General features: G+C 46.3%; 22 protein-coding genes. 6 read left to right on the plus strand and 16 right to left on the minus strand.

The window, feature by feature from the left end:
• The first annotated feature begins 5 nt into the window (after positions 1-5).
• Positions 6-347: a DUF2956 domain-containing protein gene (locus FJD32_RS17925; protein WP_011073471.1), complete on the plus strand. Its 342-nt coding sequence runs from the start codon at positions 6-8 to the stop codon at positions 345-347.
• On the opposite strand, the gene FJD32_RS17930 is transcribed toward FJD32_RS17925, so the two are convergent.
• The 3 genes from FJD32_RS17930 to FJD32_RS17940 all read right to left on the minus strand — a co-directional run bounded on the left by FJD32_RS17930 (position 344) and on the right by FJD32_RS17940 (position 2,624).
• A complete protein-coding gene (locus FJD32_RS17930; RefSeq protein WP_140906704.1) occupies positions 344-712 on the minus strand; it encodes a hypothetical protein in 369 nt (122 codons plus the stop codon). The two genes, FJD32_RS17925 and FJD32_RS17930, sit on opposite strands and share 4 nt — an antisense overlap.
• A 113-nt stretch (positions 713-825) precedes the next feature.
• Positions 826-2,295 carry an FAD-dependent oxidoreductase gene (locus tag FJD32_RS17935; protein WP_122040762.1) on the minus strand — a complete coding sequence of 490 codons (1,470 nt, stop codon included), beginning with the start codon at positions 2,293-2,295 and terminating at the stop codon, positions 826-828.
• Entirely contained in the window at positions 2,292-2,624 is a 333-nt protein-coding gene (locus FJD32_RS17940; RefSeq protein ID WP_088586035.1) for a winged helix-turn-helix domain-containing protein, read from the minus strand. Before FJD32_RS17940 ends, FJD32_RS17935 begins: the two co-directional genes overlap by 4 nt.
• Positions 2,625-2,822: 198 nt before the next feature.
• Between FJD32_RS17940 and FJD32_RS17945 the strand changes: the two genes are divergently transcribed.
• Together FJD32_RS17945 and FJD32_RS17950 are read left to right on the plus strand one after the other, a co-directional pair.
• On the plus strand, positions 2,823-3,374 hold the full coding sequence (locus FJD32_RS17945) for a DUF924 family protein (RefSeq protein ID WP_037431586.1): 552 nt from the start codon (positions 2,823-2,825) through the stop codon (positions 3,372-3,374).
• Positions 3,375-3,540: 166 nt separating this feature from the next.
• Positions 3,541-4,362 carry a transporter substrate-binding domain-containing protein gene (locus FJD32_RS17950; protein ID WP_226871918.1) on the plus strand — a complete coding sequence of 274 codons (822 nt, stop codon included), beginning with the start codon at positions 3,541-3,543 and terminating at the stop codon, positions 4,360-4,362.
• A 5-nt stretch (positions 4,363-4,367) separates the two neighbouring features.
• Here the strand turns inward: FJD32_RS17950 and FJD32_RS17955 are convergent, their stop codons facing one another.
• The 3 genes from FJD32_RS17955 to FJD32_RS17965 form a co-directional block, all read right to left on the minus strand.
• On the minus strand, positions 4,368-4,805 hold the full coding sequence (locus tag FJD32_RS17955; protein WP_088586037.1) for a universal stress protein: 438 nt from the start codon (positions 4,803-4,805) through the stop codon (positions 4,368-4,370).
• Between the two features lie 172 nt (positions 4,806-4,977).
• Positions 4,978-5,409: a universal stress protein gene (locus tag FJD32_RS17960; protein ID WP_047538365.1), complete on the minus strand. Its 432-nt coding sequence runs from the start codon at positions 5,407-5,409 to the stop codon at positions 4,978-4,980.
• Between the two features lie 19 nt (positions 5,410-5,428).
• The gene (locus tag FJD32_RS17965; RefSeq protein WP_037421553.1) at positions 5,429-5,827 is read right to left on the minus strand and encodes an STAS/SEC14 domain-containing protein; all 399 of its coding nucleotides are present in this window, start codon (positions 5,825-5,827) and stop codon (positions 5,429-5,431) included.
• Positions 5,828-6,023: 196 nt separating this feature from the next.
• Here FJD32_RS17965 and FJD32_RS17970 point away from each other — a divergent pair, with 196 nt between their 5' ends.
• Entirely contained in the window at positions 6,024-7,448 is a 1,425-nt protein-coding gene (locus FJD32_RS17970) for a coniferyl aldehyde dehydrogenase (RefSeq protein WP_037421556.1), read from the plus strand.
• A gap of 22 nt (positions 7,449-7,470) precedes the next feature.
• Positions 7,471-8,079, plus strand: coding sequence for a TetR/AcrR family transcriptional regulator (locus FJD32_RS17975; RefSeq protein ID WP_037421559.1), 609 nt, complete (start codon positions 7,471-7,473; stop codon positions 8,077-8,079).
• An 88-nt stretch (positions 8,080-8,167) separates the two neighbouring features.
• Here the strand turns inward: FJD32_RS17975 and FJD32_RS17980 are convergent, their stop codons facing one another.
• The 10 genes from FJD32_RS17980 to FJD32_RS18025 form a co-directional block, all read right to left on the minus strand.
• Positions 8,168-8,974: a CsgG/HfaB family protein gene (locus FJD32_RS17980; protein WP_037421563.1), complete on the minus strand. Its 807-nt coding sequence runs from the start codon at positions 8,972-8,974 to the stop codon at positions 8,168-8,170.
• Entirely contained in the window at positions 8,974-9,369 is a 396-nt protein-coding gene (locus FJD32_RS17985; RefSeq protein WP_037421565.1) for a curli assembly protein CsgF, read from the minus strand. Before FJD32_RS17985 ends, FJD32_RS17980 begins: the two co-directional genes overlap by 1 nt.
• Positions 9,370-9,379: 10 nt before the next feature.
• Positions 9,380-9,790, minus strand: a complete 411-nt coding sequence (locus tag FJD32_RS17990) for a curli production assembly/transport protein CsgE (RefSeq protein WP_037421568.1) — start codon at positions 9,788-9,790, stop codon at positions 9,380-9,382.
• Between the two features lie 252 nt (positions 9,791-10,042).
• The gene (locus FJD32_RS17995) at positions 10,043-11,698 is read right to left on the minus strand and encodes an ATP-binding protein (RefSeq protein ID WP_037428400.1); all 1,656 of its coding nucleotides are present in this window, start codon (positions 11,696-11,698) and stop codon (positions 10,043-10,045) included.
• 40 nt (positions 11,699-11,738) lie between these two features.
• Positions 11,739-13,175 carry a sigma-54 dependent transcriptional regulator gene (locus FJD32_RS18000; protein WP_037428402.1) on the minus strand — a complete coding sequence of 479 codons (1,437 nt, stop codon included), beginning with the start codon at positions 13,173-13,175 and terminating at the stop codon, positions 11,739-11,741.
• 97 nt (positions 13,176-13,272) lie between these two features.
• The gene (locus FJD32_RS18005) at positions 13,273-14,472 is read right to left on the minus strand and encodes an FtsX-like permease family protein (RefSeq protein ID WP_037421576.1); all 1,200 of its coding nucleotides are present in this window, start codon (positions 14,470-14,472) and stop codon (positions 13,273-13,275) included.
• 11 nt (positions 14,473-14,483) lie between these two features.
• Positions 14,484-15,788 carry an ABC transporter permease gene (locus FJD32_RS18010; RefSeq protein WP_037428404.1) on the minus strand — a complete coding sequence of 435 codons (1,305 nt, stop codon included), beginning with the start codon at positions 15,786-15,788 and terminating at the stop codon, positions 14,484-14,486.
• 8 nt (positions 15,789-15,796) lie between these two features.
• Complete coding sequence (locus tag FJD32_RS18015; protein WP_023269017.1) at positions 15,797-16,537, minus strand: ABC transporter ATP-binding protein; 741 nt, start codon at positions 16,535-16,537, stop codon at positions 15,797-15,799.
• A gap of 108 nt (positions 16,538-16,645) precedes the next feature.
• On the minus strand, positions 16,646-16,921 hold the full coding sequence (locus FJD32_RS18020; RefSeq protein WP_037428407.1) for a hypothetical protein: 276 nt from the start codon (positions 16,919-16,921) through the stop codon (positions 16,646-16,648).
• Between the two features lie 94 nt (positions 16,922-17,015).
• Entirely contained in the window at positions 17,016-18,278 is a 1,263-nt protein-coding gene (locus FJD32_RS18025; RefSeq protein ID WP_037428408.1) for an HlyD family efflux transporter periplasmic adaptor subunit, read from the minus strand.
• Between the two features lie 389 nt (positions 18,279-18,667).
• Here FJD32_RS18025 and pyrC point away from each other — a divergent pair, with 389 nt between their 5' ends.
• Positions 18,668-19,699 carry a dihydroorotase gene (gene pyrC, locus FJD32_RS18030; RefSeq protein ID WP_088586038.1) on the plus strand — a complete coding sequence of 344 codons (1,032 nt, stop codon included), beginning with the start codon at positions 18,668-18,670 and terminating at the stop codon, positions 19,697-19,699.
• Positions 19,700-19,724 lie beyond the last annotated feature (25 nt).

The raw sequence follows: 19,724 nt of genomic DNA on the forward strand, positions 1-19,724 counted from the left end.
AACAGATGAAAACCACTATCTCAACCGAAACCCAGCAAGATGCCTTAGCCATGGCGAAGGCTACTCAAAAACCAGGACAAACCAAAGAACAAACTAAACTGATTGCCCAGGGGATTGAAAAGGGCATTGCCGAATATAAAAAACTGCAAAAAGCCAAAGCTCGCGAGCGGGATAAACAGAGAAAGCAACAGTTAAGGGCAAAAAACCAACAAGTAAGCGCGGCTGGCGAGATGGATGACGGCGAAGATTTTTCGCTACCACAGACTCAATTTACTCCCATTGCTTGGGCTGCCATCGCCCTGTTAGTCCTTAGCTGGCTGGGTTTTGGGGCATATATCTTCCTTTAACAGATGAGATTCGCGCGTATCGTATCAAAGTAGCCAGTCAGCTCCTGTGGTAGAAACTCTTGTGCAACTAGCGCCTTAGTGTCGATATTGCCAGCCCTTAGCTGGACTCGCCCCGTATCGGGCAAAAAGGCCAACTCAAGCCAGTTGGCTCTATCGGGGTAGCCATCGAGAGTTAGGCAAAGCGCGTTATCCCGCTCAATAGCAGACTGACAATCCCAGCATTGGCCGATAAGATCGAGCAGCACTTGCCCGCTTTTCATATCGGTTAATCTGGGCGCGTACACCCAATGGGACATACGCATTTCGTGGGGAATAATCTCAAGCTTAACGCGGCCCTGTAGGAAAAACTGTTCGGTTAACATCATCGGATCAGCAAGTAGTTATCGTGTATGAATAAATCGTATATGAATAAAAATGACTCGGTAATGGCCTGATTAACACTCTGGTTTACTGATTAACTCTCTGGTTTATAAGTAGATTAACTCATTAAGCCTTCTAATCTATTCGCGAGCCGCTTGGCTAAGCCTTTTTGCCAAGCTGCACTCTTTGGACGGCTGTAAAGCCTATCTTCCCATGCAAAAATCTTGTTCATGCCATGATAAGCTAGCCACGGCAAAGGTTCAGGTTCCCAAGGCGTTAATACTTGCTGAACCGGGGCATTAAAAGCCCAAGGCATAGTAGTAAGCGGCGTATCACGCGCTAAGATCAAGTCCACCAGCGTGCGGGCAAAAAGATTGGCAGCCCCAACACCTTCGCCGCCGTAACCACCAATAAGCCCCAATCCTACATTTTTATCGTAAATAGCGTGGGGCGCAAACTGCCGTGCTAAGGCTAAGGTACCGCCCCAACCATGAGTAATTTGCACATCCGCCAATTGCGGAAATAACGCCAACAATAGCTGATAGCGAAAGCCAAATTCCCCTTTAAAAGCCGATTGACGATGGCTAGCGGAAGATTGGGCATTAAAGCACTCGGGATTAAATCCAAATTCAGTCCGCACTTTAGCGCCAAATCCGTAGCCGCCACGGGCGCCAAATATCAAACGGTTATCAGGACTTCGCTGACCATAGGTAACGATGCGGCTAGCATCACTAAAGGTCGCGCGATTAGCTAAACCAATGTCCTGCCACATTTCATCCGTTAACGGCTCAGTGGCGATCAGTAAACTCTGAACAGGCAAGGTGAATCGACCCAATTCACCCAATTGGCGAAGATAGCCTTCAACGGCGGGCACCACAATCGCCGCACGAACATTTCCTTGTGGCGTCTGTAATTGGGTTTGCGCATCACCGAGATACACCATGTGATTTACTGGGGTATGCTCGTAGATCTTCACCCCTAAACTTTGCACCAGATCAGCCAAACCACAGACGAGTTTCGCTGGGTGTATTCGCGCACAATGGGGGGTATAAAGTGCCGCTTGGCCGTAGGCCATACACACTTGCTTATCAAGCTCGGGCTTATCCAGCCAACGAATATCTTCTTCACCAAAGCCATCTGCGCGCCACTGTGCTAATTCGGCTTGAATATTGGCTAATTGCTCAGGATAACGCGCGGCTACCCGTAAATTGCCGCCATGGTGTAAATCACAGTCGATATGATGCTGGGCGCAAACCGCGGCAACTTCAGCAATGGTTTGTTGGATCAAGGCTTTTGCCATTAAGCGCGACTCACCTTGAAGCTGATTAAGATAGGCTACATCGCCACTAAAACCGCCCATCAACCAACCGCCATTTCGCCCCGAAGCGCCCTGGCCAATGGTGTCAGCCTCAAGAATCACCACGGATAAATTGGGCTGGTAATGCTTAAGATAATAGGCCGTCCATAGTCCTGAATAGCCCGCGCCAATAATGGCGATGTCTGCGGCAATATCATGTTGTAGCGCAGGTAACATAGTCCTTTGAGTTAACTTAGCTTCAGTATCAAACCAAAATCCGCGCTCTTTCACGCCACGGATTCACTTAATGGACTGATACCGATAATTGAGGCAATTTCCTCGAAATGTGTATCAACCCACGCACTGCTAATTGGTCCCCAGGTCAAAATGCGATAATAACCTGCATTGTTTCGACTGCCATCTTGCACAAATTCGACGCGAATACCGATATCTTCAAACGCGGCGATAGCATCCTGCAACGTTCGCCTCGGCATTCCAGTCAACTTATTGAGTGATAACAAGTTATGCCGATCATCGTCCATTAAATGCGCTAAATATAGCTTACGTAAAAACGCCTTATGTTGTTTCGATATTGACTGAGTAGCAGATTCGAGGGGCATAAAAAATCAATCCAAATATTGACCAAGTGAATATAAAACTACTTGATATTCAGTGAATAAGAAATAGCCTCCATTCAAATTATTCGAGCAAATTGACCCGTTTGACATCTGTTCCCGCAGATACATTTTCGCATTTGCTTGTATAAGCTCTCCATCACTGTTATTTGTAAAAAAGATTAATCAATGGGAGAGCCAACGATGGGCCAAATGATGACCGCACAGCAAGTGCTACATTTCTGGTTTGAGGAAATTTCACCTCAATCTTGGTGGATAAAAGACCCAACATTTGATGCACAAATCCAATCTCGCTTTGAAGACCTATTAAAACAAGCCAAGCGCGGTGAGCTTGCGCATTGGCGCGTGACACCTCAAGGTCGTTTAGCCGAAATCATCGTACTAGATCAATTCTCGCGAAATATCTATCGCGACACGCCAGCAGCGTTTGAGGCCGACACCATTGCGCTGGTCCTTGCCCAAGAGGCTGTTGCACTCCAAATTGATAAGGAGCTTTCTCCCAAACAAGTACCCTTTTTGTTTATGCCTTTTATGCATAGCGAATCCCCTGCCATCCATCAAGTTGCTGTAAAATTGTTCAATCGAGAGGCTGCAATCGCTAATCTCGAATTTGAACTAAAACACAAGGCTATTATCGACAGATTCGGTCGTTATCCTCATAGAAACAAAATATTAGCTAGAGAGTCGACAGCAGAAGAAATCGCTTTTTTACGCCAGCCGGACTCGTCATTTTGAATATAAACAAGCTTTATTCAGATAAAAATAACTGTGGCTGTAGATTAACAAACTACACTTACAATGATATGTCAGGGGACAACTCTGGGCATCATGAGATGGCCAATGGTGCGAAAGGTAACAGTGCGTAATGAAACAAACTAACCATATTTCCTGTGTCTCTAGAATGACCTGTATTCGCTACCCATTGCTAGCAGTAATTGCATTATTTTATCCCCAATTAATCCAAGCGGCGGAACTGAAAATTGGCGTGAGCCTCTCCATTCCTCCCTATGTCATCCAAGAATCTGATAGCGGGCTAGAACTCGATTTGCTGTATCAAGCACTTGCAGTCAAAGGGCATACCGCCAATATTGAATATTTGCCTTTAGCACGCACTTTCCATGAACTTAGAGAGGGCAAACTTGACGGCATAATCAACGTAAAAGAAGGCATGATCGAAAACGTTTTCTACTCTAATGTGGCGATTCGTTATCAAAATTGCGCAATCAGCCTAGAGAAAAATAACTTTTCGATTAATAGTATTAAAGACTTAACGGATAAAAAAGTCGTTTCCTTTCAACGTGCAGCAAGCTTCTTAGGTGATGAATTTACTCAAATGACTAAAGCTAATCCTAGTTACCAAGAACAAGCTCGGCAAATACAGCAGGTTTACATGCTGATGAAACACAGGGCTGATGTCGTGGTTATGGATAAGAACATTTTCACTTACTATCTTAGACAGGCATTTATTGAGGGAAAACTCACCGAAGTAGAGAGTAAACAGGTGGCGGTATGTCATCGCATTTTTCCACCGACTGAGTATAAATTTGCGTTTTTAAGCGAGCAAATCCGTGACGACTTTAACCTTGGGTTAAAACAAATTACCGAAGATGGGACACTGATCGCCTTACAAGAAAAATATCGGCAACTCATGTCCCTAGAGAATGAAGCTGAAGCCTCAAATACCATTGTGGATCAATCAAAACTCAAGCAAGATCCTTTATAAGTTAACTACTTAACTACTAATACTGGGCATTTCGCCAATCTAACAACATCTTGACTCACATGGTGCTTTAAAAAATCCACTAAGCCGCTGCTGCCATGGCTTGCAATCACAATCATACCCGCATCGGCTGACTCAGCTAAAATCTCTTCGCTCGCATCACCATGACGAACAATACATTTAATCTTTAGTCCAGCCGCTAATCCCTGCTGCATTTGCAGCTGTAGACTCTGCATTTTTGTCTCCACAAACTCGGCCAACTGTTGCTCAAGTGTCGCGGGAGTATCTACCGCAATACCATAACAATGGGCACTTCTTGCAGGGCTGACGACATGCAGCAAACGGATATCTACGTGATATAGATTAGCCATTTCAACCGCATAATTAAGCGCATGGGCGGCAGTTGCCGAAAAATCCGTAGGGCATAACACTTCTTGAGTACGCATAATTTTATCCATCACTTAGGTTGTTGTGCCCAATATTAGGGCAAATGGCATTGCTTATAATCTGTATTTTATCGCAGTAACTCGGGACAAGCAGCTAGGCCGTAAAATTAATTATGCTTTAGCAATCAAAAACAAAGGGCGCCTTAGCGCCCTGTAATCTACCCAATACAGACTATTTCACGACCAATACAGGGCATGCCGCGCCATTGGCAACAGCTTCGGCAACATTCGTATGTAAAAAGTGCGAAATTCCGGTTCGTCCATGGCTAGCAATAACCACCATACCCACATCCTTACCATTCGCCTCCTCGAGGATTTGATCGACGGGATCGCCTCGGCGAATAAGTGTTGTAATCGGTAATTCGGTCTTGAGTCCCTCGAGTAACGCCTGCATTTTAGTTGCTGCGGCCTCCTCCATGCTTTTAGCGAGCTCCTCAGGGGTAATCGCTAAAATCATAAAGTTTTCATCACCAATAGGTTGCTCAACAACGTGTAAAATCTTTAGCCCTACATGGTATAGATTTGCCATTTCAATAGCATAACGTAACGCATGGGCCGCAGTTTCCGAAAAATCTGTGGGCCAGAGTATTTGACCTGAACGCATAATCTGTTCTCCTTAATGGCTAGTCATCGTGAAGCTCATCTTTGAGCCAAGTAATGGCATCCAGTTTGTCGACAAAAAACTTAACCTCGGCCGGAGTAAACCAGTTTGCCAGCTTTGCCATCACTTCCTGTAGAGTCGTTTTACCGACAATAGCAATCCGTTCAAAGTGGCGAACATGCTTAACCCCTAGTTTTAGATCATCCCAAGCGGCTTGAAGTTCCCAACCTTCAAGCTCAGTCACATCGACTAAGGCATAAATATCGGGATCTTTCACCCCAGCTAACGCGGCTTCGAGCACGGGTACCATCACCTCATAATCTTGATGAGTTAAGGTACCAATAGCTTTAAAGGCAACAAAAAAGTCATCATCACCATAACGCTCGATCCCAACTGAAATTCCATGCTTTAACAAAGTCATACATACTCCTTGTCTAACAAATGTCCTGTTAAGTGTAAAAGCTAAGTCTCTATCAGGCCGTGATCTTGCTCATAAATGCATCAGTATGCTTGCGCAAAATCACGCTAACCGCTAGGATAAACCGACTAATCAGTCGGTTTGTGTATTGAGCAACAAACGGCTTTATTTTATTAAGACTTGCACTGAAGGGATCACGATGAACATGGCAACAGACCCAGCAAAAATTTCGCCGTTAACCGAGTTACTCCAACATCAGCGTGCAAGTTACTTAGCCGCACCTAATCCTGATTATGCGATCCGTAAAGAACGCTTAATCCGCCTTAAAGCCGCCTTGCTAAAATTCCAGCAGCCGCTCGTCGAGGCGTTATCACAGGACTATGGCCATCGTTCGGTCGACGACAGTCTGATTTCCGACATTATGCCTGTGGTCAATAACATCAATTACAGTTTGAAAAACCTCAAAAAATGGCTCAAGCCAAGCCGCCGCCATGCGGGCATCTTACTCGCCCCCGCCCAAGTCAAAGTGCATTATCAGCCACTAGGCGTTATTGGGATAATCGTGCCTTGGAACTTCCCCGTCATGCTCTCCATTGGGCCATTAGTCACGGCGATTGCTGCGGGCAACCATGCCATGCTCAAACTTTCGGAATTTACTCCAGCAACCAATAGCGTTATCAAACAGTTGCTCGCCGAAGTATTTGATGAATCCCATGTTGCCGTTGTCGAAGGTGAAGCTGATGTCGCGGCGCAGTTTTCAGCACTGCCCTTCGATCATCTCCTATTTACTGGCTCAACCACGGTTGGCCGCCATGTGATGCGCGCCGCGGCCAATAATCTCACCCCCGTTACCCTTGAACTCGGAGGTAAATCGCCAGTAATTATCGCCCCCGATATGCCACTAGAGATAGCGGTAGAACGAATGATTTATGGTAAGTGTTTGAATGCTGGACAAATCTGTGTAGCGCCTGATTATGTGCTTTGCCCTAACGCTAAAGTGAGCGATTTTATTCAAGCCTATCAAGCAAAATTCCAAGCCATGTACGGCGCAATTGCCCAAAATAAGGACTACGGCAGCATTATTAATGCCCGCCAATTTGATCGTTTATTGGCTGTACTTGAGGATGCCAAAACCAAAGGTGCCAAGATTATCTCTGCCTCAAATGAAGCAATAGACAGCCAGAATCGTAAACTCGCCACTCAGCTGATTACTAATACCACTGAAGATATGCTATTGATGCAAGAGGAAATCTTTGGGCCGCTATTACCCGTTATCGGTTACGACTCTTTAGATGAAGCCATTAGCTACGTAAACCGTCGCGCCAGACCCTTAGCGCTCTATGTGATGAGTTTTGATGAAGCGAGCCAACAAAAAATCCTCAAGCAAACTCACTCTGGCGGTGTTTGTATCAATGAAACGGTATTCCATGTAGCAGCCGATGATGCGCCCTTTGGCGGCATAGGCCCATCTGGTATGGGGCATTATCATGGTAAAGAAGGGTTCCTCACCTTTAGCCACGCCAAAACCGTGCTAAGCCGTGGGCGCTTTAACACGGGTAAATTTGTCCATCCACCCTATGGCACTTTTATCCAACGTATGTTGATGAAGCTGTTTTTACGCTAATACGGGCCGCTTAGGAGTGGTTATGTCGAGCTTATTACCAACAGATACAGATACTAAGCCCATGACAGATAAACGTCAGGCGATACTCGATACCGCCTTATCGTTATTTGTCAGCCAAGGCTTTCATGCCACCTCGACCGCTTCAATTGCCAAGCAGGCTGGCGTAGCGACAGGCACACTGTTTCATCATTTCCCAACCAAAGAAGTGTTGATGGAAAGCCTGTTTCTCACAATTAAACAAGAGTTTGCTAATGCATTATTGTTAAATATCAAAGAAGGGAGCGATCTTAAAGAGCATGCAGAAATCCTCTGGCAGAGCGCGATTGACTGGTCGATTGATAATCCAATCAAGCAATTATTTTTTCAGCAATATTCAATGTCACCTATGATTGCGGCTTCTATCCGCGAACAAGCAATGAATAGCATCTTAGGGTTTATCGCCCAGTTGATAAAAAAAGGGCAGCTAATGGGATTAATTGCCCACTATCCCATTGAATTAATGCTTGAAAATTGCCACGGACAATACTTAGCAGCCACACGATTTTTTATAGATAACCCCGAATTGGGCAGAGATAAACATTATCGTGATGCCAGCTTTGCGCTGTTTTGGAAGGCGTTACGGGCCGACTAAACCTAAAAGCAATCGAGCCAGACTTATATCTGGCTCGATTGTGGCGATGTTTAACTGAATGAACAGATATTTAATACGATTAGTATAATCAGCTTTGGCTTAATTCAGGTTGTTTTTCTATAGGTTGCGACAACTGCGAAGCACTCCAATAACCTTGTTTTACACCCTTTTCGATAAGCTCAGCGACTGCTAACTCAATGGCTTGTAGTACACAAAACTGCACAGGTTCATTGGTGGTAAAACCGACTTCGGCTTCGGCCAAACGATTCAAACTGGTATAACGGAACAGGCCTGCACGCATTTCCTGCGAAAGTACCCTTTTACTCGTAGATACAGACATCATCACTTTGCCCGTGTGTACATCGACAGCACGCAGATAGATAGTGACTAAATCCTCACGGTACATTTCCGAGGCGCCGATACCGTAATATTCAACCCCTGTACCGCCTGTACTGGTGTTGGTCTCGTAACTGATAATGCCACCTTCTAGTAGCAATCTCGCCGTCGATAACACGGGGATATCATCGCCCTTTGAGCCATTTTGCTTATTACTGATCTTGCGCTCAGTTAATAAATTTTGCAGGCCTTCACGCTCAACGGGCGTAAACCATTTAGAGTCAATCAAGGTTTGCATCAGCATCGATGTTGCCCCTTGAGTGACCGCAGTTGAAAATGAGCTGACGTTAGCTTGAGGTTTATATTGCCCGGTTTGGTCTCGGAATGAATATACCGCAACTGGGATCGGAAATTTTGGCCCAGGCTGACTCTGTAGCTCCTTCATCACCTCACTCATTGGATTAACTTGAGCAGGAGTAATATTTAAGTCAGGCTTGGGGATCAAGCTACAGGCGGACATACTCAGCAGCATAGAAGCGATAAAGATGGAACGTGCCATTAGTTTCCGCCTCCAAAAGTTGGCATTTCAATCACCGTCACTTCGCCAGTTTCGATGTTAGTGATGGTTAACATCACTCCGGTGCCAGTAGAGGCGACTTCGATACGAAAATCGCCAGTATCGTACACCCCATCTTTGATCTCACCATCAGCAACGCCGCGGGTGATGGAGTTAATGATGTTACGTTCCAATGACTCCTTAAAACGGGTAACAAAGTCCTTCTCGGTCGAGCTGGCTTTATTATCGTTTTGAGCCTGCGCTTTATTGAGTAAAAAGGAGCCATTCGCAGGATTGCCCCCAAAGCTTGGGTTGACGGGGGTATAGATTAATTCGGTTGCTTGGCTGGTGTGAGCTATGCAAAACACAGCAAGAGAAAGTAACGTCCTGAATGTCATTATTGTTATCCTACAAATCGTCTGATGTTCCTGAAAAATCACCCGTAATCGCATTAGCCCTGACTTGAGCTAAGTAATCAATCGTCAACAAAATAGCCTGCTCTGCGCTCTCCTTAATCGGGTTCGCCCGACGACCAAAGTGCGTGGTATAAATACGAGTTCCATTCACTTCTAAGGTTAAAACGGTTCCGGCCTGCGGAAACACCGTCTCATACAAGGTCACGTTAAACCCTTGAGTAAACGGCAATTCGCGCCAATAACTTGAATAGTAAAACCCAAAATCCTTACCAAAACGCGTTAAGGTTCTATCTATCACAAGCCCACTGATTTCAATATCATCATCGGCTAACGCGCCAGGAGCGCTTATAAACAAGAATGGACACAAAATACTGAACAACAACCGCTGAATTAACGATTTCACAGGTCCCTCCTTACCTACAATGCTCAAACCTTCAGATACAGCGATAGCGTAAAATGCACACTTTGCCATGTTGTGCATGTAACATTTCACGCTTATTTTTATTAAAAGAAGGTTAACAGGATTGAAGAATGCTAGTCATTAGACTGAGACCTAAATTAGCCCAAAAAGCTAAGGTAAAAACCGCAAAATAGCCCATTTGGGTAATACATTAGAATGAGCAATGAAAACTCTTGATACACTATCAAACGCAGATTATTGCGGTAACCAGAGTTGTACTGACAGCCCGCCATCGGTGCGATTATGCATACTAATGCTGCCTTCATGGGCCTCAATGATTTCGCGGCAAAGTGGTAAGCCTAAGCCAGTACCCGATTGCTTGGTTGAGTAAAAAGGCAACAGGGCTTGCTCTAACACTTCCTCCGACATGCCACTACCACGGTCCTCTATCTTGATAATAAAGCCAGCGCCATCAACCAGCGTTTGAAAGCGAATGGTAAGCATGACCTCATCGGGATCGGAACCTGATTCATGGGCATTTTTCAGCAGGTTTAGCAGAACTTGCTCCATTTGCCCTTGATCGAAATAGCCCATTTCAGCGGGTAATTCATTGGCTAAGGTAAAAGGATAATGCTGGGTTAAATGTTCGATAAGCTGCTGCCACGCGACTTGACGTCGCTGCGGTAAAGGCAGTTTAGCAAAGCGAGCATAATTGAAAATAAACTGACTTAAGTGATTCGTGCGACTCTCTATAGTGTCGAATATCAGTTTAAGCTTTGGATTATCGAGATCTTTCGTGAGTAAACGCCCCGAGTTCACCATTGAAGCAATGGGCGCGACAGAATTATTTAGCTCATGGCTGATAATACGGATCACCTTCTTCCACACCGCCACTTCCTGACGATTAAGCTCTCGGGTCATCTGCTTAAGCAAGATTAAATTATGCTGTTGGTTATTCAGCAAAAATTGGCCGCGACTCAGATACCAAGTCTCAGTATCATCCTCACCCATGGTAAACAGGCCGCTCTTTTCTTGCTTAAGGGCCAAGGCAAGGGCATCGGGTAAGTCTTGCAGCAGTTCGTCGAGGCTCAAGCCTTCCATTTTGCCTTTGATATGGAAAAGATGCCGCGCCGCATCGTTGGCATACATGAGTTTTTGGTGATCGTTAAACAGCAGCATCACGTTAGGTGAGCTTTGAATCACTTTATCCAGCAGCAATTCGCGCTGATAAATATACTGCCGCTCCTGGCGCAGCTTAGCTGCCGAATCATTAAATAACTCAGCCAATGCCTTAAGCTGGCCCTCACCATTTGCCGGAATGCTGACGCTAAAGTCATTATCGTTAAAGTTGAGTAAGCCAACCTCTAAGGCATTGAGGCTACGAGCTAAATGGCGGGTAAACCAAGCCAAACCTAAGGCGCAAATACCACAGGTAAACAATAATATGAATAACCATTCGGTGATTGGTAGCCCTTGATCTGTCCCTTGCGCTAACGTCAACTTAGGCAGTGAGATAGGTTCTGCTGGCGGGGCCGTGGGCGGCACATCAGGATGGGCAGAAGGACTAAAAAGCCCGTCTTTAAGCTGCTCGAGTTTAAAAAGCTTAATTTGCAATTGTTCTTGCTTGAGCTGCTCTAACTTTTGCAGCTCATGCTTAATCTGCTCGGCCCTTAAACGCTCCTGTAATGACAACGTTTGTTGTAATTTCTCGTTATTTTTAATTGCCGCTTCGACGTTTTCTTGAAGCTTATCTACGTCGATGGGCGGTATATTAATTGCGGGGAGCTTGATGGGAGCTGGGACTTCAACTGACGAGATAGAGGGGCGATAGCTCACAGCACCTAGGGTCAATAGCACACCTAAGGCGCAACAAACAGTTGAATAAATGATTAATTTTGTTCGCAGTTGCACCTAAAACTCCACCTAAGACTCAATGTTTATCATGCTATGACTATTTTTCTAGACCAAACTTATCCATGCGGCGATACAGGGCTTGCCTACTTAGGCCAAGGGATTTAGCTACTCGTGCAATCACGCCCTTGTGCTGTCTTAAGGCCATTTCAATCTGCTCACGGCTAACATCCATAGCGTCGCTCGAATCCAGTTGAGCGGACACGTCTTGATTGGCAACTTTTATCTGTGATTCAATCGGGGCAACTTCGGTTATGGTTCGCCCAAACGTCATCGTATTTATCGTGTGAGTGTTGTTAGCATTGACTGGCGGTAAACCAAAATCAGCTTCCGTTAACACTCGACTTTGCGCCAATAGCGCCGCACGTTTACAGGCATTTTCTAGCTCGCGCACATTCCCCGGCCAACGATGCTGTAATAGCGCCTGTTGGGCGGGTTTACTCAAACTAAAACCCTCACCGACAAAATGTTTCACTAAGGGCAAAATATCGTCAATACGCTGATTCAGTGGCGGTAAGGCCAGTTCAATCACATTTAAGCGATAGAATAAGTCCTCACGGAAACGTCCCTCGGCAATATCTTGGGCAAGATCGGCATTGGTCGCACTGATCACCCTCACCTTCACTTTTAAGGTTTTATGGCTACCTAAACGTTCAAACTCCCCGGTTTGTAATACCCGCAATAATTTCACTTGGCCCGAGAGCGGTAAATTACCAATTTCATCCAAAAACAGCGTGCCGCCATCGGCCGCTTCAAAGCGACCAATGCGCGCCTTATTAGCCCCCGTAAACGCCCCCGCCTCAGCACCAAAGAGTTCGGCTTCGAGCAACTCCATTGGCAAAGCCCCCACATTCACCTTAATAAAGGGTTTGTTTTTTAAGGGAGAATTAGCATGGATAATATCGGCAAGCTTATCTTTACCGGCACCGTTAGGGCCTGTGATCAATACAGATACATCGGAGCGTGCCAGTTGTAAGGCTAAGTCAATACAACGCTGCATCGCACCACTACCAAAAACAATCCCGCACAGATCCGCATCGGCAATCGCGACTTGGCGTTGTGAATTAACTCGCTCGAGCCGATGATTTGTACGTGCAAGCTTATAGAGAGCAATTAAATTCGTAATGCTGTTTAGTAACTTAGCATCATCCCACGGTTTGCCCATGTAATCAGCGGCGCCGGCTTTAACCAACTCAACAGCGGTTTCGAGCTGCGTCCAAGCCGTCATTAAAATGATCGGCAAATCCGGCTGCCTATCACGCAATGCATAAAACAACTGCCGCCCTTCTTCCCCAGAGGTGGTATCGCGGGTGAAGTTCATATCTTGGATAACAAGATCAATATCATGGGTCGCGATCAGACCAAGGGCATCATCTGGTGTATGGCAAGTTAACACCTGATAACCATTGATCTCCAGCATTAAGCCTAAGGCCTGGCAGATGGCGTGGTTATCGTCGACAATCAGAATTGTGTCCATGTGGCAAAGTATATCCCGAGTAAAACTATTAACCTTAAAGTAACAAAAAGTGCAATAACATCCTACTGTTATCGCACTTTATGCCGCTCAGCTTATGTTACACAGTACGCGTCGCTGTCGCCGGAGATATCTTGGCAGCCTTGCGTGCAGGTAAGTACACCGCAAGGGTGGTCACCACAAATAATCCAACAACGGTGAATAATGGATAGGAAAGCGCCAGCATAGGTAAGCTATACAGGCTCATCAATTGCTGGCCTAACTGAATCGCTAACAGCACACCCAAAGTGCCACCTAACAGACATAGCAGATAGTTTTCCACTAAGAAGTAGCTGATAATATCGCGCTTTTTAGCACCTAACGCGCGGCGAGTGCCAATCTGCTTGGTGCGACGCTGGATATTAAACATCACCATCCCTGTCACCCCAAGTGAGGTAATCAACAACAGCAATACCACCATCATGGTTAGTACGGTTGCCATTAATTCATGGTCACGATATGCCTCGATACGGCGCTCGCTCATGGTTGTAAAGCCTTCGACTACCCGGCTAGGATATTCTTTATGCAGGGCTTCGGGGATGACCTCTTTTAAGCGCTCAATATCAGCTGGCTTAGCTCTTACTAAATAACGTTTATAGTCAGCGGGATAATTCACCGACAACACAGAACTAAACTCAAGGTTACTATTATCAACCCATGCCGTTTGTAAGCGCTCCAGCACTCCAATCACCACAAAGTGCTGTGTGCCCATATATACGCTCTTGCCAAGCGCTGATTCATTCGGCCACACCTTATCGACAAAGGCTTTAGTGACTATCATCTTGCCCCCATCTTCCAGCAACTCTGTGGTGATTTCCTGGGGATAGAAGTTACGTCCCTCGACTAACTTCAGCCCTAAGGAGTCGATAAAATGCTCATCACTCATATACATGCCGGTATTGGGCGTAGATTTAGCGCGCTCCTCAGGCCCTAGGGTAAAGTTACTCGACCAACCGCCGCCGCTCAGGGGAGCCATAGAGGTAGGTGCAACATCGATAACGCCAGGGATCGCACGAATGATCTCTAAATCTCGTTTATCCTGCGCTACTAAATCTGTCGATTTATCAAAATGATAAATGCTGAAATCAAAGACTTCACTTTCAACAATCCCCGACTCACGCGCCATTAAATTTAATCGTTCGGCGATAATAAAGCTGGCATTAGCGACGATAGCCACAGACAAAATAATCTGTAATAACAGTAGTAAGGGGCCGCTTTTACTGCGTAATAAACTGCTGAGAATAGGTTTGATATGTAACATATTGCCCCCGATTATTGGCTCTTAAGATAAACACTTGGGTTAGTGGTACACACACGCCACGCAGGATAAATACCCGCCACAATCGCTGCAAAAATGGCAATAACAGGCGCAATGAGCCACATGCTGGCGTCGAGATGAGTAATCGAAGCCTCAAGTTGAAACTTCTTTGTGAGCAACGCAAGTGAGCCCCAAGCCCAAGCCAAGCCGAGTAAGCCACCGAATAGTCCCATCAAAGACACTTCCACCATATGTTGGGCAAAGATCTGCCCTTGGCTGGCGCCGATGGCGCGGCGCACGCCAATTTCGGGAGCTCGGCGTAAAAACTTAGACAGCAACAACCCTAACATATTGACTAAGCAAACAATGAGGAAGAGTGCACTGAGGCCCACCAGCACCTTGTTATCCTCTGGCACCACTTTATTAATGGCTAGCCATTGGTCAATATCGGACAATTGCACATCGGCCTTAGGTGAGCTAAAGCGACCTAATTTCTTTTGTTGTTCAATATATTGGCGAACCCACTGACGGTACTCAGCAACTTGTTCAGGCGTATCGAGTTGCACCCAAAATTGTGTCCAATGCTTTTCGGAGGTTAAACGCTGCGCGTAGTTGTTGATGCTCTCATAGTTCCAGCCATTGGTATTTCCCCAACTGCCATATTCCTCAATCGGCGCTAAGCTGTAGGGCACAAACAAGGTATCCACATTACCAAAGGCGCCGTTGTTAAGGTCATAATAGTTTGGACTCGGCGCCCAAGGCTTAAGCACGCCAACCACCTGATAGGGCTTAGCATTAAAATAAATCGTCTTGCCGACACTATTTTGGCCCGCAAACAGCGTCTTATTCAGCTCATCGGTGAGCACCACTTCGTAGCGAGCATCTTTATCGACGCTGTCATCCCACGCCTGACCGTATTGAAACTCGAGGCCAAACAGTGGGAAAAAGTCGTTATTGGTTACCCTAACCCGAGATTGCAGCACGGGTAAAAAAGCGGGATCTTCGGTTTGCACCGCGCCGCCAGTGCGAAACATGGGGGTTTGCAGGCTCGGAATATCACTCTTAAGTAAGTTCATCCCGTCTTGATAGGTGATCTGTTGATCGAAGCGATCCCAGGCATCTGGCCCTTGGCTCCACAGCTGTACCGCAAACAACTGGCTGGACTTCTCCCCCGCAGGGTTAGTGGACATCATTTTGTAGATGTTAAGAGTGGTGATGGTGATGCCAATGCCGATAGAAATCGCCATGATCATCAATGCCGACAACATGGGCGTTTTTTTGATGCTACGCCAAGCTAAATCTAAGTAATAGAAGAACATAACCGCTCCTAGCCTTGGGCGTTAGCAACCAATTTATCGACACTGCTATGGCTTGCACTGCGGGCCGCATTGGGTTGATACATGGTAAAGTCGCAGACTTGACCATCGACAATTTGAATATTGCGCTGGGCACGGCGGGCCAGTTCAGGATCGTGGGTCACCATGATGATGGTGGTGCCAGATTGGTTAATATTCTCTAATAATTCCATCACTTGGCGGGCCATTAAGCTGTCGAGGTTACCCGTAGGTTCGTCGGCGAGCAGAAAACGGGGTTCCCCCGCTAAAGCACGGGCAATCGCTACCCTTTGCTGTTGACCGCCGGATAATTGAGTCGGCAAATGCTTCATCCGCGCACCTAAGCCCACTTGCTCTAATGCTTGCTCCACACGGCGTTTACGCTCCTTGGCACTAAAACCACGGTAGCGCAGCGGCACTTCAATGTTTTCCGCGAGGTTAAGATCGGGGATCAAGTTAAAACCTTGGAAGATAAAGCCAATCTTCTCATTGCGTACGGCGGCACTCTTGTTATCACTGAGGTTGGAGACATTAATCCCATCTAAAAAATAATCCCCATGGGTGAAGCCTTCGAGCAAGCCAGCGATATTTAAGAAGGTGGTTTTGCCTGAACCCGAAGGGCCTGTGACCGCCACAAACTCACCCTCGTTTACCTCAAGGTTGAAATCCCGCAGTGCGTGGGTTTCTACTAAGTCCGTTTTAAAAACTTTACTGATATTCTTCATTGATAACATTTTAATTTCCTTAATTAATTTTTATCTTTGCGCGTAAACGGCTAATAAAACGCGCGGGACTTCAATGTAACTTGAGCATGTAACAGACGAAGCAGAGGCAACCGCTTATCAGCCCAGAAAAGCACCCATAATGAACTCACTCAACTTACCGAACAGCCCATTTAGGCAAGAGAATATCAAGCTCACACTTTCCATCGAGACATCACCAATCTGGCGCATTTCGTCTAAGGGATTGGTCCATTCCAAAATATTTAAGCCAAGGAAAAACCAACTATTAGCTTCTCCAATCCCCAGCTCTACCGCCACAACTAACAAGGCCAAAGCGAATACGCCAAACAGCTTGGAGGACATCAACACACTGATATCAACATTTTTATGACTCATTATTGGCTCCTATTTACTTATCGCCGCAGTATTTTCAACCACGGCAATTTCCAATCCATCAATTTGATTAATAAGTTTTTTCAACCAAATAACATCAATGCATCTTAACCTGTTCGGCATGATTGAAGGGCTCAACACTCGAGATCACCCATTCGTCACCCGCTTTACCGCCTTCAATCACTTCCACCTGGCTCATACTGGTGCTACCCAGTTTAATCTGGCGGCGGGTAGCGATATCGCCTTCGACTTGATAAGCCTCCTCCCCGCCACCGCTGGTCATAAAGGCACCACGTTTGACCATCAACACATTTTCCCGATGTTCGAGTAGCACTCGGGCAGAAATGCGTTGGTTTTGGCGCAGCTTAAGGCTTTCGCTCTGGGCAAATTGCACTCTGGCGGTCACTTCACGGTTACGCACTTCGGGAGAAATCGAGGATAACTTGCCCATGAGTTTGACTTCGCCAAAGCTCAGCTCAACCTCCATGCCAAGTCCAAGTTCATCGGCGTAAGACTCTGGCACCGCAAGCTCGGCCTCATAGGCACTTAAATCGACCACAGTTAGAATCGGTTGATTGGCACTCAAACGCGTTTTTTGCTCTGTCAGCCAGTTGCCAATAATGCCGCCAACCGGCGCTTTAATATTTAAGGCTTCAACTTGGCGCTCTAATTCACCTACCGCTAACTGCTGGCGTTCAACTTCAAGCGCTTTATTCTTTACTTCAAAGGTCAAGGTATCCTTAGTTAATGCAGCGTCTTGCAACGCATGCTCAAATTTAAGCTTGGCTTTATGCAGATCATCTTTGCCCTTTTCATAGTCAATCTGCCCAATCAGCTGACTTTGAATAAGCTGCTCACCACGACGACGTTCACGCTCAGCCGCCTCAAGATCAACCTTGGCCATATCTAAGGTTTGGTTGACTTGTAATTGGTTGCGTCTGGCGTCCAGCTTGGCACGCTCAAGAGCGCCCTCCAAACCCGCTAATAAGGATTTCGCCTGTTCTAATTGATTGGTCAGTCTTGGACTATCTAGCTTGGCTACCACATCGCCTTTATTAACCGTATCGCCAGGATTGCTCAGTAGCGTCACTGTCCCTTCTTCAGTGCTGTAGAGGATCGGTGCATTGGCCGCGACAATTTTACCTGTAGTCGCGATATCCCGAGTCAGCGTACCTACATATAAAGTCGCAGTGGTTAACTCACTACGGCTAATGGATTTGCTCACATTATCGCTACTGAAACTGGCCCATACTAAGGCGCTCACTAATAAGGTGCAGCCGCCAATAATCAAGGGCACCTTGAGACGTTTAGCGTTTGATGGCGCAAGAAGAGTATCTTGGCCGCTGGTATCTTTAATCATGGCGTTTCTCGCTTCCCTGTCGGAGGGCTGGATATGCCCATCGCTACGGACACTATTAAAAATCGATATCCAGCAATAGCAACGCCTATGCCAATTCCATTAAAGCATTTATTTTCATTGTGTTAGATAAGATTCAAGATAAAAGTGTCCGCGGACACCACAGTTGAAAACTAAAAGTGTCCGCCTAAATTTCGCAAAAGTGTCCGCTCGATATGAGAAAAGGCTGCTTGTAGGTGTACGGTACTCAGCAAAGAACAAGCTGGCAGTCGCTCAACATGCGCTAACACTTTTATTCGCCAAATGACGGAGTTTCCCTTTACAGCTAAAACCTTGCCACATAAGATCCTGCCACCCTCGCAGCAGACATATCCAATAAGATGAATCGCCCTATGAAAACACTCACTATTACGCGTCCTGACGACTGGCATATTCACCTAAGAGATGGCGCCCAATTAACAGATACGGTTCGCGATATCAGCCGCTATATGGGCCGCGCTATCGTCATGCCTAACCTGGTTCCTCCCGCTATCGATACCGAAACCGCCTTGGCTTATTACGATCGTATCAAGGCGCAAGTGCCCGCAGGCTCGCAATTCGAACCCTTAATGGTGTTGTATCTCACCGACAAAACCAGCCCAGAGGAAATCCGTAAAGCTAAAGCCTCGGGCAAAATCGTTGCAGCTAAGCTCTATCCCGCAGGCGCGACCACCAACTCGGATTCTGGCGTCACCGATTTGAAGAACATCTACCCAGCCCTCGAAGCGATGCAAGAAGTGGGCATGTTGTTCCTAGTGCATGGAGAAGTGACTGATTCATCGATTGATATTTTCGACCGTGAGCGTGTGTTTATTGAGAATATCTTGAGCAAGATCGTAACTGATTTTCCAAACCTTAAAATCGTCCTCGAGCATATCACCACTAAGGATGCGGTCGATTTTGTGACTCAAGCCTCTGATAATGTGGCCGCCACGATCACCGCGCACCATTTACTTTATAACCGCAACCATATGTTAGCTGGCGGTATTCGTCCGCATTTTTATTGCCTACCAATTTTAAAGCGCAATACCCATCAGCAAGCACTGTTAGGTGCCGCAGCCAGTGGCAATAAAAAGTTCTTCCTCGGTACCGACTCGGCGCCACACGCAAAAGATCGTAAAGAAGCCGCCTGTGGCTGCGCGGGTTCTTATACTGCCCATGCCGCCATTGAGCTGTACGCCGAAGCCTTTGAATCAGTCAATGCACTGGATAAATTAGAAGCCTTTGCCAGCTTCAATGGCCCAGATTTTTACAATCTGCCCCGCAACAGCGATACTATCACCCTGGTGAAAAAATCTTGGGATGTGCCCGTCAGTTACCCACTTGGCGACAACAACGTTGTGCCAATTCGCGCTGGCGAACAAATCGATTGGCAGGTTGAATAAACAGGTCATTTGACGCGATAAACGG

Source organism: Shewanella sp. LC6, from assembly GCF_006385735.2.
Taxonomy (GTDB): Bacteria; Pseudomonadota; Gammaproteobacteria; order Enterobacterales; family Shewanellaceae; genus Shewanella; species Shewanella xiamenensis.